At 37.5% G+C, this 13,689-nt stretch carries 14 protein-coding genes; 6 read left to right on the top strand and 8 right to left on the bottom strand.

Annotation, left to right across the window (positions count from 1 at the left end; genetic code table 11):
* Positions 1 to 15: 15 nt before the first annotated feature.
* Positions 16 to 222 carry a hypothetical protein gene (locus IGL36_RS05240; protein WP_002357875.1) on the bottom strand — a complete coding sequence of 69 codons (207 nt, stop codon included), beginning with the start codon at positions 220 to 222 and terminating at the stop codon, positions 16 to 18.
* Positions 223 to 453: 231 nt separating this feature from the next.
* On the opposite strand from IGL36_RS05240, the gene IGL36_RS05235 reads away from it, so the two are divergent.
* Together IGL36_RS05235 and IGL36_RS05230 are read left to right on the top strand one after the other, a co-directional pair.
* Positions 454 to 1,230 (top strand): threonine/serine exporter family protein, encoded by a 777-nt coding sequence (locus IGL36_RS05235; RefSeq protein WP_002378231.1) that lies wholly within the window; start codon positions 454 to 456, stop codon positions 1,228 to 1,230.
* Positions 1,231 to 1,241: 11 nt separating this feature from the next.
* Positions 1,242 to 1,703 (top strand): threonine/serine exporter family protein, encoded by a 462-nt coding sequence (locus tag IGL36_RS05230; protein ID WP_002357877.1) that lies wholly within the window; start codon positions 1,242 to 1,244, stop codon positions 1,701 to 1,703.
* 31 nt (positions 1,704 to 1,734) lie between these two features.
* Here IGL36_RS05230 and IGL36_RS05225 read toward each other — a convergent pair whose 3' ends face one another.
* The 4 genes from IGL36_RS05225 to IGL36_RS05210 all read right to left on the bottom strand — a co-directional run bounded on the left by IGL36_RS05225 (position 1,735) and on the right by IGL36_RS05210 (position 6,320).
* Positions 1,735 to 2,502, bottom strand: a complete 768-nt coding sequence (locus IGL36_RS05225; RefSeq protein WP_002357878.1) for an ABC transporter ATP-binding protein — start codon at positions 2,500 to 2,502, stop codon at positions 1,735 to 1,737.
* A complete protein-coding gene (locus tag IGL36_RS05220; RefSeq protein ID WP_002357879.1) occupies positions 2,499 to 3,386 on the bottom strand; it encodes an ABC transporter permease in 888 nt (295 codons plus the stop codon). The genes IGL36_RS05225 and IGL36_RS05220 overlap by 4 nt, the downstream gene beginning before the upstream one ends.
* A 24-nt stretch (positions 3,387 to 3,410) precedes the next feature.
* Positions 3,411 to 4,400 carry a tryptophan ABC transporter substrate-binding protein gene (trpX, locus tag IGL36_RS05215; protein WP_002357880.1) on the bottom strand — a complete coding sequence of 330 codons (990 nt, stop codon included), beginning with the start codon at positions 4,398 to 4,400 and terminating at the stop codon, positions 3,411 to 3,413.
* 1,260 nt (positions 4,401 to 5,660) lie between these two features.
* Entirely contained in the window at positions 5,661 to 6,320 is a 660-nt protein-coding gene (locus IGL36_RS05210; RefSeq protein ID WP_002386659.1) for a hypothetical protein, read from the bottom strand.
* A 219-nt stretch (positions 6,321 to 6,539) separates the two neighbouring features.
* Between IGL36_RS05210 and efbA the strand changes: the two genes are divergently transcribed.
* The 3 genes from efbA to IGL36_RS05195 all read left to right on the top strand — a co-directional run bounded on the left by efbA (position 6,540) and on the right by IGL36_RS05195 (position 9,086).
* Positions 6,540 to 8,252 carry a fibronectin-binding protein EfbA gene (gene efbA / locus IGL36_RS05205; protein WP_002357882.1) on the top strand — a complete coding sequence of 571 codons (1,713 nt, stop codon included), beginning with the start codon at positions 6,540 to 6,542 and terminating at the stop codon, positions 8,250 to 8,252.
* A 155-nt stretch (positions 8,253 to 8,407) separates the two neighbouring features.
* Positions 8,408 to 8,671, top strand: coding sequence for a hypothetical protein (locus IGL36_RS05200; RefSeq protein WP_002381957.1), 264 nt, complete (start codon positions 8,408 to 8,410; stop codon positions 8,669 to 8,671).
* A gap of 73 nt (positions 8,672 to 8,744) precedes the next feature.
* Complete coding sequence (locus IGL36_RS05195) at positions 8,745 to 9,086, top strand: iron-sulfur cluster biosynthesis family protein (RefSeq protein ID WP_002391631.1); 342 nt, start codon at positions 8,745 to 8,747, stop codon at positions 9,084 to 9,086.
* Positions 9,087 to 9,124: 38 nt separating this feature from the next.
* Here IGL36_RS05195 and IGL36_RS05190 read toward each other — a convergent pair whose 3' ends face one another.
* The 3 genes from IGL36_RS05190 to IGL36_RS05180 all read right to left on the bottom strand — a co-directional run bounded on the left by IGL36_RS05190 (position 9,125) and on the right by IGL36_RS05180 (position 12,564).
* Positions 9,125 to 9,583 carry a DUF441 domain-containing protein gene (locus IGL36_RS05190; protein WP_002357887.1) on the bottom strand — a complete coding sequence of 153 codons (459 nt, stop codon included), beginning with the start codon at positions 9,581 to 9,583 and terminating at the stop codon, positions 9,125 to 9,127.
* A gap of 473 nt (positions 9,584 to 10,056) precedes the next feature.
* Entirely contained in the window at positions 10,057 to 11,106 is a 1,050-nt protein-coding gene (locus IGL36_RS05185) for an oxidoreductase (protein WP_002391621.1), read from the bottom strand.
* 24 nt (positions 11,107 to 11,130) lie between these two features.
* Positions 11,131 to 12,564, bottom strand: coding sequence for a glycoside hydrolase family 1 protein (locus tag IGL36_RS05180; protein ID WP_002397839.1), 1,434 nt, complete (start codon positions 12,562 to 12,564; stop codon positions 11,131 to 11,133).
* A gap of 242 nt (positions 12,565 to 12,806) precedes the next feature.
* Here IGL36_RS05180 and IGL36_RS05175 point away from each other — a divergent pair, with 242 nt between their 5' ends.
* A complete protein-coding gene (locus IGL36_RS05175; RefSeq protein WP_002366529.1) occupies positions 12,807 to 13,520 on the top strand; it encodes a GntR family transcriptional regulator in 714 nt (237 codons plus the stop codon).
* Positions 13,521 to 13,689 lie beyond the last annotated feature (169 nt).

The raw sequence follows: 13,689 nt of genomic DNA, 5'->3' as shown, positions 1-13,689 counted from the left end.
GAAAACTACCTTCTTCTATTGATGTACTTTAGAAGAAGGTAGTTCTTTTGTATGTTCATTTTTCTTTTTCTGCTGTGCACAGAGAGCTACTCCCACTACTTGAATCAGCAAAATCGCTCCCAACAAACAACTTAATACGATGTTTCCTGATAGGATTGTTCTTCTGATTAAAATAATTAATACGACACTGCTAATTCCGTAGAGTAACCATTGGTTGTCCATTTTTATTGACCCCTTTGCTTTTCTATGTTTAGGATAGGATGTTTCCTACTAAAATGCAAGGAAAGATCCTAGATTCTTACAACTAAGCCATAATTTTTACTAATTCCTTATTTGTTTTCATTTATTCTTAAGATTCGTTTCATTTTTGTAAAAAATCACACTTTTTTTCTATCTCTGTTTTAAATTGCGTACAGTTCTTAAAAAAAATGATACACTAAAAGTGAACTCGAAATGAAAGGAGCCATTCCTTTGGTTAATAGCGAAAAAAGAAAACAATTAATTATTGATACTTGCATTTTAGCTGGAAAAATTATGCTGGAAAGCGGATCTGAAGTATATAGAACCGAAGATACAATTACTCGGATTGCAGCAAATGCTGGCGAGCCAGAGAGCGTTTGTTACACGACGGCTACAGGGATTTTCGTGGGTTTTCGTTCCAGTAATTATACGCAATTAGAAAACATCCCCCAGCGCTCGATTAATTTGGAAAAAGTTAGCCTTGTCAATCAATTATCAAGAGAATTTGCGCAAAAAGAGATTACTCTACCAGAGCTTTATCAGCGCTTAACTCTATTAGAAACAGATACCCCCACTTTTTCAATTTCGTTACGCTTGTTAGCAGCCGGGATTGTTAGTTGTACGTTAATGTACATTTTTGGTGGCACTTGGCAAGATTTTATTGCAACTTTTTTTGTTGGCGTGATTGGGTATGCCAGTTATCTTTTTACCCAAAAGTTATTCCAAGTTCCTTACCTCGATTCATTCGCAGCCGCTTTTGTCATTGGTTTGTTGGCCTATTTGGCTGTGCATTTTCACTTAGCGGTCAACATCGATAATATTATTATTGGTGCGGTAATGCCGTTAGTTCCAGGTGTGGCGATTACGAACTCTTTTCGCGACATTTTAGCGGGCCACCTCATCAGCGGGACGGCGCGAGGGACAGAAGCTATTTTTATTGCTGGGTCTGTTGGCCTGGGAATTGCCTTGATTTTTAAATTATTTATGTAAGGAGTGTTCAAATGGAACTAATTTTTCATCTTCTCTTTAGTTTTTTAGCGACTGTGACGTTTGGTATTATTACGAACATTCCTCGTAAAGCACTGGTGGCTTGTGGCATTACTGGCATGACAGGCTGGATGATTTATTATGTCTTAACGCAAACTTTTGATGCTAGTCAAACCTTTGCAAACTTTTTAGGAACGGTCGGGTTAGGAATCGCTAGTATCTTTTTTTCCCGTTACAAAAAAATGCCGATGATTATTTTTTATATTCCGAGTTTGGTTCCTTTAGTGCCAGGAGGCCCTGCCTATCAAGCAGTTCGGAGCATTTTGTTAGGAAATATTGATGACGGTTTGCAGTTGATTTTAAAAGTTGTCTTTACTGCTGCAGCCATCGCAGCGGGCTTTATGGTGACATCGCTACTGGAACGAATTGTCAAACGTTTTTTCCCCAAGCGACTCTTCCGATTGGTCAAAAAATAAAAAAACAAGCTCATTTTCTGAGCTTGTTTTTTTATTCTACTTCTTCAAAGAACAGCAACAAATCTTGTAGCGTTAATTGTGCTTTTTCAGCAGCGTTTAAATCTTGAACAATTTTACCTTTTTGTAAAACAATTAAACGATTGCCATATCGTAAAGCATCTTCCATTCGATGGGTAATCATTAAACAAGTTAAGTTCCCTTCTTCAATCCGTTGTTCCGTTAAGTGCATCAACTGCTTGGATGTTTTGGGATCTAAGGCAGCAGTATGCTCATCTAAAAGTAATAATTCTGGTTTTGTGATAGTGGCCATTAATAAACTTAAGGCTTGGCGTTGACCGCCAGAAAGGTTACCTGTCGGTGTATCCAGATGATTTTCCAAGCCATTGCCAACTTCTTGGCAGATTTTTGTAAACAAGGCGCGTTGCTCATTTATCTTCCGTAATGTTAAGGGACGTTTTTGTCCGCGTTTCATGGCAAGCAATAAATTTTCTGCCACAGTCATTCTTGGTGCTGTCCCCATTTTAGGATCTTGAAAAACACGCGCTAGAGATTTGGCCCGTTTGACTTCAGAAAGATTGGTGCGATTGACTCCTTCAATTAAAAATTGTCCTTCTGTTAGTGTCAAAGTTCCTGCTAAACTATTGAATAGCGTACTCTTGCCTGCGCCATTTCCACCTAAAACAGTAATGAAGTCCCCAGGATAAATGGCTAAGTTCACATGATCCAAAATCACTTTTTTTTCATTCATCCCATTATCAATGATTTTTGTCGCATTTTTTAATTCAACAACTGGTTTCATTTCGTTTCCCCCTTATCAGAAAAGCCGTGTAGTCGTAATGCTTTTTTCAATTGTGGGATCATTAAACAGATTGCTAAAATCACTGCTGAGAAGATTTTCAAATACGTCGTATCAAAGCCTAATTTAATCACTAATAAAATCAATAGTTGATAAATAATACTCCCTACAACAATCGCCATCAGCCGTTCACCAAACGTTAATTCTCCAAACAGTACTTCACCAATAATGAGTGAAGCCAAGCCAATCACAATGACACCGGTTCCTTTACTTACATCCGCATATCCATCATTTTGGGCAATCAAAGCGCCAGATAAGCCAATCAAGCCATTCGATAAAACCAATCCTAAAATTTTCATGCGATCCGTTTGAATGCCAATCGAGCGAGCCATTTCTTCATTGTCACCTGTCGCAATATAGGCTTGTCCTAAACTAGTGTTAAAGAAAAATAACAGTAAAATCATTACCACAGCCAAAACACTAATCCCTAAAAAAATAGTATCATAATAATCTGGTAAGGCCATTTTTTGAAAAACATCTTGAATCTTCGGTTGGTTTAATAAAGACTTATTTGGCGATTTCATCACAAATAAAATCACGGAATTTAAACCAGACATCACTAAAATTCCTGCTAAAATAATTGGAATTTTTCCTTTTGTAAATAGTAAACCAGTCACTAAACCGGCAAGCATTCCTGCTCCGACCCCTAAAAGAGTCGCTACAAATGGTGAAACCCCTGTTGTAATGGCAGTTACACAAACCGCCCCTCCTAACGGAAATGAACCTTCTGTGGTCATATCTGGAAAATTTAAAATACGATAAGTCATAAAAATACCTAGTCCTAACAAGGCCCATAACATTCCTTGTCCAATTGCTGAAACAATCATCGCTTCTCCTACTTTCTTTGATAATTAGTTAATCAATTTCGATTTTTTTGCTAACTCTGCGGGAATCGTAATTCCTAACTTTTGAGCTTGTTTTTCATTGATAATTGTGTCACCTGTATTAAAGGTATAAATGGGTGTAGTTGCTGGTTGACTTTTTCCAGACAGAACCTCTGCTGCCATTTTGCCGGCTTGTACCCCCAATGCATATTGATTAATCCCTACAGTTGCTAAACCGCCTTGTTCTACCATTGTATCCACCGAAGGAATAATCGGCGTCTTGGTTCGATTTGCTTCTCCGACTACCGTTTGCATGGCATTAGCAATCGTATTATCAGTTGGTATATAAATCACATCTGTTTCCTTAGTCATCACTTGAACCGTTTGTGCAATTTCATTACTTGATGGCACAGCATATGTTTTCACTGTCAATCCTTTGGCTTCAGCTGCTTTCTGCACTTCAGCTACTTGGTATCGAGAGTTTTCTTCTGAGGAAGCATAGAGAATACCTATTTTTTTGGCAGCTGGTATCAATTCTTTTAGTAAATCCATCTGGGCTGACAAAGGTGATTGATCACTAACACCCGTGATGTTACCGCCTGGCTTTTGATTGTCTTTCACCAATCCAGCACTAACAGGGTCCGTAATGGCGCCTAAAATGATCGGGATTTCTTGGGTAGTGTTGGCTAACGCTTGCGCAGCTGGCGTGGCGATACCAATTAAAACGTCTGCCTTTTTTTGTACTAATTGTTGACTCATGATTGCTAACTTACTCTGGTCGGCTTGACCATTTTGAAAAATAATTTCTAAGTTTTTGCCTTTGTCATAGCCATTTTCCTTTAACCCTTCCTCAACACCTTTATAAATTTCATCCAATGCGGGGTGACTGACAAACTGCAGAACCCCTACAGTAACTGTTTCTTTCTTTGAATTCGTCACTTTTTGATTCACAAAAAAAGCACCAATTAAATAAATAGCTAATAAAGACACGACAAACGTTAAACGTTTATTTTTCATTTTGCATTCTCCTAACTGCCCTTTTGTTTGGCAACTTTTTCTTTTTAATAATAAAACCATTATCTATAGGGCGTTTCTTCCGTTGAAAGTGAAACTGAGATTCGTAATCCTCTGCTTAGTCAAAATCCTAGGAACACTTTTTTACAAATGTCAGGATTTAGCTGCGACGAGGATCGCAACTTTGGTGAGAATCGCAGGAGCACTTTTTCTACGATTGGGACAACGTTCTCTTCGTTCACCTTGTACTACTCATCACTCTTGAAGGCCAAACTGCGGCGAGTATACGCAGCCTGCATCTACTCTGTCACTTTGTGCCAATCGTAGTGCTTGTCAGGATTTAACTGCGACGAGGATCGCAACTTTGGTGAGAATCGCAGGAGTACTTTTTCTACGAATGGGACAACGTTCTCTTCGTTCACCTTGTGCTACTCATCACTCTTGAAGGCCAAACTGCGGCGAGTATACGCAGCCTGCATCTACTCTGTCACTTTGTGCCAATCGTAGTGCTTGTCAGGATTTAACTGCGACGAGGATCGCAACTTTGGTGAGAATCGCAGGAGTACTTTTTCTACGAATGGGACAACGTTCTCTTCGTTCACCTTGTGCTACTCATCACTCTTGAAGGCCAAACTGCGGCGAGTATACGCAGCCTGCATCTACTCTGTCACTTCGTGCCAATCGTAGTGATTCGTAGCAAAAAAACAACGACTTATCCTAAGTGTTTAGGAGTGGTCGTTGTTTTTATGCAAAACAAAAACCACATAGATGGGTCCTCTATGTGGTCGTTTTTTCTTCTTGAATATAACCAGCATAGATACACTTTTTAGAATAAGTCTTCTAAAGTTGTATCTATGAAAGAATCATACATACAACTATCTACGCCAGTTTTGCCATGATTGGTGCATTTCTTTTACGTTAGATAATTGTGTCATGTATTTTCCCTCCTAGTTATGTTGTTAAAGGTAGTCTACACTATATTGATTTTGTTCGTCAAGAAAAAGTTTTTATTTTCTTGCATTTCTTTTACTTCTAAAAAACGAGCCACTCTTATGAGAGGCTCGTTTTTCTTTATTTCAGCATATTTACCACTTAATTGTTTCGGTTTCTTTCAATTTTCACGGGAACTTTAACTGCTTGTTTTTGCGATTGAATCAGCCATAAACTTACTAAAATCGTCATTGAAATTACTAATGCCATCGAAAATCCCCTCTTTCTAATTCCTTAAAACTTTCTACAGTCTAAGTTTAACATAGCTAGCTATTATTCACCAGTTTCTGGTACTGTATCAGTGCTTTCTGTCGTCGTTTCAGTAGATTGAGCAACGCCAGTCGTGCTGGTCGTCGTCTGTGTTTCAGCGGTCTTTGCTGCTTCTTTTTCAGCTTCTTGCGCCGCTTTTTGCTGGTCTTTCAAAACGCCAGCCATTGGTAATCGATTTAATTCTGGTATTAATTGTGTTTTTAAATCCATAGATTTTTCGACAACCGTCCGTGTCTTTTCTTTGCCGTTTTCAAAGAAAACAAGCGTAATCTCATCGCCGCTAACATTGTATTGCTCTTGTGCTTTGCCAGCATTATAAATTAACGGATAGATATACAGCGATCGATGAAATTCATTCATTTTATCTGAATTAAACAGCTTCACCATTTGATCGTATTGCTTGCCAGATGGTTTAGCAAACATGACTGACATGGCTCCTGTTTCTTGGATTTTCTTGTCTGCTGTTTTGTAATCTAAGACACTGACTTTCTCTGATTTGATGGGTCCTGCGACTAACGATTCAACTTGAGCAGCTCGAATATTTTTTTGCATCGTTGGAATAAAAATGATTGAGCCAATTATTAATACTAATGCTACAATAGCGGTAATCATTAACAGTTTTCTTTGTCTTAATTCATAAAGTGCCTCTTTTAGTTCTTCCATAAAATTATTCAACTTCTAATCGCTCCTCGCTTTTAGTTCTTATCTATTATACTAATCATTTTCTTTCTTGCCTACCCTTGCGCTTTAATTACTAAAAAAACCAGCAAACTTCCCCAGCTTTCTAAGGAAAACCCAACTCCTTTTTAACAAGCTTCTTTCTTAAATTCAAAAACTCCGCTATAATAAAGCTATTAGTCGGAAAGAAACGAGGGATTTATTATGTCATTTGATGGCGTATTTACTCATAGCATGGTTCATGAGTTGACAGAAACACTCGTAAGTGGCCGGATTTCAAAAATCCATCAGCCTTATGAAAACGAAGTCGTTTTAGTCATTCGTGCGAAAGGTAAAAACCATAAATTATTATTATCAGCACATCCTAGTTATGCGCGCATACAACTATCTACAATTACCTATAGCAATCCGGAAACACCTCCTAATTTTGTGATGATGTTACGAAAATTTCTGGACGGTGCCATTTTAGAAACGATTCAACAAATAGAAAATGATCGCGTGATTCACTTCACCTTTTCAAAAAGAGATGAACTAGGTGACTTACAAAATATTGTTTTGATTGTTGAATTAATGGGACGTCACAGTACAATCGTTTTAGTTAACCAATCTTCTGGAAAAATCTTAGATGCGATAAAACACATTGGAATGAGCCAAAATAGTTATCGTTCGTTGCTTCCTGGAGCAACTTATATTGAACCGCCAAAACCAATGGGGCTTAATCCGCTCACGGCCGCAAAAGAAGAAGTCTTTGCGCTTCTTTCTACAGCTCCTGAATTAAACGGACGCTATTTACAACAACATTTCCAAGGTCTAGGCAAAGATACAGCAGACGAATTAAGTGCCCGTTTACTTGCACAACCAAATGAAAAAATGGCCATCTGGACGGAATTTTGGTCCTCAGTCACTGAAGCTGTTGTACCGACATTAACAGTTACTGAAAAAAAAGAATATTTTACGCCCATTCCTTATCAATCATTAGTTGGTGAACAAACAACGTATGCGACACTCAGTGAATTACTAGATGCCTTTTATTCTGGTAAAGCAGAGAAAGACCGTGTCAAACAACAAGGCGGCGAACTAATTCGCAAAATTGAAAATGAACTAAAAAGAAATCAAAAGAAACTTAAAAAATTACAACAAACCTTAGCCGATACAGAAAACGCTGAAAATTACCGTCGCGACGGAGAACTATTAACAACCTTCATGGCACAAGTCCCAAAAGGAGCCACCGAGGTGGAATTACCAAATTATTATGAAGAAAATGCACCGTTGCGTATCTCGCTAAATCCTGCACTTTCACCTAATCAAAATGCACAAAAATATTTTCAAAAATATCAAAAATTGAAAAATGCTGTCCGAGTTGTTAAGACACAAATTCAGCAAACGCAACAAGAAATTTCTTATTTAGAGTCAGTTGTGGCACAACTTGAAATTGCGACACCAATGGACATTGAAGTGATTCGTGAAGAACTGATTGAGCAAGGCTATTTAAAACGTAAAAAAAATAAAAAACAAAAACAGCCGAAAAAAAGCCAACCCGATCTTTTTTATGCCACAGATAGCACACCTATTCTCGTTGGAAAAAACAATTTGCAAAATGATCAATTGACTTTACGAACCGCTAAAAAAACTGATTATTGGCTCCATGCCAAAGATATTCCTGGATCTCATGTAATTATTCGTGACGCACATCCTAGCGAAGAAACCCTTACTGAAGCCGCACTTCTAGCAGCTTATTTTTCAAAATATCGACTTTCTTCACAAGTGCCTGTCGACTATGTCCAAGTAAAACATGTGCACAAACCCAATGGAGCAAAACCAGGTTATGTGATTTATGAAAACCAACGAACGTTATATGTGACGCCAACAGAAGAATCGATCAAAAAAATCCAGCAAAATAAGGCTTCTGCTTCCTAATTATATTAAACTAAAAAACAACGTACTGCCGATTGATCGTACGTTGTTTTTTTGCATTGGCAAAGACATTTATCAAGTGATAAATAACACAAGTAAGCTCAATTAGTTTACAAACTAGCTATTTCTCTCTATACTGACTGTTGGAGGTGAAATTCATGGTCTTTTTACACATTATTTTTGGGATGTTTGCCTTTATTGGCGCTTTAGGTTTAGGTGTCGCCTTCCGCGATAGCTTTACAGAACTTTCAACACCAAAGAAAGCAGCGATTATTTTATCTTACGTAGGTGCGATTGGTTCAACAGTCCTAGGGTTCACATCAGCAACAAAAAATCCATTTGTTTTAGCTGCAACAGTTGTCTTAGTTGTCGCCTTTTCTATTGCTCTTTTCAAAAAAAGCAGTAAAGAAACAAGCAAATAACAAAACCTTTGAAGAGCGGCATAGCGACAAGCTACCCTCTTCCTTTTACATACTATTTAAAGGAGTGAGGCAAATGTCTCTGACTATTTCTGAAGAAGTAAAACAACGTTTAGCCCCTTTCTTAACTGAAACGAACACCTTCTTGTTGGTAGCAAATGACGGCTCTAATCCTTATTCTTCCGCAGAAGGTTGTTGTATGATTGGCGATCGTTTCATTATCGTTCCTGTTGATCAAGCAGAAGCGCCTTATACCGAAACAATTGCTAATGATTCTTTTCACGTCTATACTTCGACGTATGACCAAATGTTTTTAACAGGGCATTTACAGCTAGTGATTCATCCGAATGCGGGAACCATTACTTTAAAAAATGAAAGTGGCATATTAGATAGTAATGTGGACATTTATCAACACTAAAAAAGCAAACAAAACGTTTACGCGTTTTGTTTGCTTTTTTAGTGTTGAAAGGCTTGAAAGGTAGTAATGATTACGTACATCATCCCCGATGCAATAATCGGACCAGCTGCAATTCCTTTTAAAAAAACGACGCCAAGAATCGTTCCAAAAACTAAGGCCACCGTAATCTCAGGCGATTGATTAATTAAACCTACTCCTTTTGAGGATAAAACAGCCACCAGAATTCCACAAAGTATCCCCAGCCATCCCATCGGTGTTTTGAATGATTGGATTAAATCTTTTAAGCCAATTTGTCCTGTAGCAATCGGGACTAAAATGGTAATTGAAATAATTGTGACGCCTAAATTAATGCCTTTATCTGACAACCACGACATGATTTTCGCACTATTTGGTAAAGCTTTTAAAGCAAGCACAACAACTGACGCAATTAATAAACTTTGATTTTTTGCAACAAACGCAATCAAGGCAATCAGTAGTAAAAAAAGCCAACTCTCCACTGGTTGTCCTCCTTTCTGATTTGGTTCTTTCGTTAACCAAACTTTCTTGTCTTTCCTATTTTAGCAAAGAACCTCTTTAATTACCATTCAGCTTCAGTAATTATTGTCTTTTTCACCTGAATCTTGCTTAGAAAAAACGAGTTAAAAATTAATTTTTTCTCATAACAAGCCTTTTTCTCTTTGAAAAATTATTTTATGAAGTATACTAATATTAACTATAAAGTAGTTTACTTGCATTTATACTGGATATTCGATATCCTATTTAAGGCTCTTCAATTGAGCGAGCATCACAAAAGACATTTTAGTAGCAATTCTTGGGGAAGTAGTGCTACTAAGATGTCTTTCCTTTTTTTATTTTTACTAACAATATACGTTTCTTATATTAAAATTCACAACTCTTTATAAATAAAAGTGCCTGCCCCACAGTTGTCTGGACTGTGGGGCAGGCGCTTTTCAAGTCATTTAAACACGCTTTAGTTTTCTTTCAAATGATAAACACTTGGACTTGGGTTAAGAAAACCTGCTTCTAAAATTTCGATGTTAGTTAATGCTTGCTCTTTAGTTACTAGTTGCGGTGCACCATTTTTCAACGTTTCATAGACGGCATCATAATAACGACCGTAATCACCTACAGGCGTTTTAATTTGTTTTTTAATCCAGTCGCCATTGCCATTACGGTAGGTCACTTCTCCATAATACATTGGTGAATCTTCTCCAAAGCCTGGTGCATCCGGCATGATTCCGGCTTTTAAATCATTTTCTTGTTGATCTTCGCCATATTTGATGAACGAGCCATTGCTGCCATGAACAATAAAACGTGGATACGGACTAGCGACAGAATGATTCGTTTTAACTTTTACTTTTAATTTTGAACCATAATGTAAATCAACGTCAAAATAATTATCGACTGCCTCGCTCACTTCATTATTACGAATATCATAAGTGACTTGATCTGGACGCCCGAAAAGAGCAATCATGCGATCCATTAAATGAATGCCTAGTCCGTAAAACGAACCATTTTCTTTAGGTCCTTGTTCCGTGATACTTCCTGGTCGATAATAATCAATATGCGTTTCCACTTCATTGATTTCTCCTAAAAAGCCTTGCTCTACTACTTGCTTCATCGCTAGGTAATCGCCGTCGAAACGTCGATTTTGATAAGGCATCACTACTACCCCTTTTTCTTGCCCTAAAGCAAATAATTCCTCTGCATGTTCTAACGTATCACAGAATGGTTTTTCCACAATCACTGATTTACCAGCTAAAATGGCTTGTTTGGCTAAATCATAATGTGTATGCGCAGGCGTACAGATTGTGACCAATTCAATTTCTGGATCCGTCAATAATTCATTAAGGTCAGTGGTAAAATTTACGCCTTTTTCTTTAAAGGGCGCTGCTGCTTTTTCATTAACATGTAAATCGAAAATCGTTTTCACTTCTAGTGTTTCTCGAATCATTACGTAAGGTAAATGGTAGCGGTTGGCACTTTTACCAAATCCAATAAACCCCATTTTTACTGTCATATTTTCCACACTCTTTTCTTATAATTAGATAAGTCCATTTGTTTCAATGACTTTTTGATACCAATAATAACTGTCTTTCGGGATTCTTTCTAAGGAACCTTTTTGTGTTTCATCTTGATCCACATAGACAAAACCATAACGCTTTTGATAGCCGTTGAGCCACGACAGTAAATCGGTGTAACTCCATGTACAATAACCAATAACTGAAACGCCATCCGTAATCGCCTCTTGAATCGCTTGGATATGGCTTCGCAAATAATCAATGCGATACGTATCATGAATTTGTTTATCTTCTGTTAAGGTATCATATTCGCCTAACCCATTTTCAGTAATTAAAATAGGGACTTGATAGCGACTAGCTAATCGTCGTAAGGCAATTCTCAAACCTTGCGGGTCAATGGCCCAATCCCAGTTCGTTCGTTCAACATATGGATTATTTACTTTTTTAAATAAACCCGGTACCCCAGATTCCGTTTCAGAACCCTTTTCACCCGTTGTATTCATCTTCCCTATTCCAACACCATCTAATGGATTAGCAGCAACCGTATCCGTCCGATAATAATTAATACCTAGAAAATCAGGTTTGGCTGAACGTAGTAACGCTAAATCGCCCTCTTTTATCGTTGGGGCCACACCTTGCTCCTGTAAGTAATTTAATGCGGCAACTGGGTATTCTCCCCAAAGATAGACATCTAACCAAAAATGCGACAGCAAATCTTCTGCATTTTCAGCCGCTAAAACATTGGCAGGATGCGCATCAACGGCATAAACAGGCGTATAAGCAAAGCTAGGGCCAATTTTGCCAGGCATTTCTAATTCATGAAACGCATTAATCACTGCTGCATTGGCTAAATTAGCAATATGATTGGCCTCATACATCCGTTTATTGTCTGTTACGCCGGGAGGATGCACGGCTAATTGATAACCTAACGAAGTAAACACATTTTGTTCATTTAAACTAATCCAATAGCGAACTTTGCCACGGAAAGCGTCAAATAAAATTTTCGCATAGGCCACAAAATCAGCAATAATTTTTCTTGATTCCCAGCCACCATATTCTTTTTGCAAAACAGCTGGCAAATCCCAATGATATAAAGTTACCATTGGTTCAATTCCTGCCGCTAATAACTCATCAATTAAATCTGAATAAAATTTCAGTCCCGCTTGATTTACTTGACCACGCCCTTCAGGTAAAATTCGTGTCCATGCAATCGAGAAACGATATGCTTTTAAACCTTGTTGTTTCATTAAAGCCACATCTTCTTTAAAACGATGATAATGATCGACGGCTAAATCGCCAGTTGTCTCTTTGAACGTTTTTCCTGGTAGCCGAACAAATTCATCCCAAACAGATGCGCCTTTGCCGTCTTCATTCCAAGCACCTTCTACTTGATAAGCTGCCGAAGCAGAGCCCCATAAAAAATCTTGCGGAAATGCTTTTAGTTGGTGATGTTCCATTGTCATACCTCCCTCTTTTCTGTGCTGCCCTTTTATTGTAAAAGGTTTTCACAAAAAGTACCAATCAGATCAATAAGTTCTTCTGTTTACTTTTAAAACTATATAGTTTTAAAAAGGATAAGTCAACTACTTTTATTTAAGTACTTGATTATTAAGTGGTTACGTTAAAAATAAATATATAGTTTTAACACGTTAAATTCATGGTATAATGAGAGAAATACTGGTGATAAAGGAGGACTCTGATGCGGACAAATACACGTTATAAAGAAATTTATGCTGCTATAAAACAGGATATCGAAGCAGGTGTTTATCCCATTAATCAAAAGTTACCCCAAGGTCGTCTTCTTGCAGAAAAATATCAAGTCAGCGAACTAACCATTACAAAAGCCTTACATTTGCTTGTGCAAGAAGGTTATGTTGTCAGACGACGTGGCTCGGGCAGCTTTGTTCAAGACTTTCAAAATCGAACCATTACTAAATTTTCTCCGTTAACCGGCACTTACTCAACCTACGATGGAAAAGTTGAATCCGTGGTTTTAGGCTTTGCAACAGAAGTACCTGAGCCTTGGGTGACTGAAAAATTAAGTATTACAGAAGAAGAGTTAGTCTACAAAATTATTCGTTTACGGATTATCGAAGATGTGCCCTCAATTATTGAATACACTTGGATGCCCGTTGCTTTAATTCCGAACTTGACAATGAAAGAATTGAAAGTCTCCATTTATCAATATATTTCGGAACAATTGCATCAAAAAATTCAAAGTGCGCGGGTCAGCATTTCTGGGATCCGTCCTTCTGCGTTGGAAAAAAAATATTTAAACTTAACCGATAATGATTTCCTGATGCGTGCAGAACAAATTGCTTACCTAGGCAATGGACATATTTTTGAATACTCAATTGCGAATCATATTCCTAGTGAATTCACTTTTGAAACTGTCTTAATTGCAGAAAAATAGAAAACTTTTATGTTGCCATTTCTCATTTCTAACAAAACGATCTCTTTACTTTGAGCCAATACTTTTTGTTAGAAATGTTTTTCTGCTAGTTAAAAATATTTTTCAAATTATATTTCCAAACATGAATTTTGATAAAAGTATTGCTATTTACTAGAACTACGATTAAAAT

This window comes from Enterococcus sp. AZ011 (assembly GCF_050548355.1).
Taxonomy (GTDB): domain Bacteria; phylum Bacillota; class Bacilli; order Lactobacillales; family Enterococcaceae; genus Enterococcus; species Enterococcus faecalis.
Note: the sequence above shows the minus strand (reverse complement) of the source record. Positions and strands in the feature narration are given on the sequence as shown.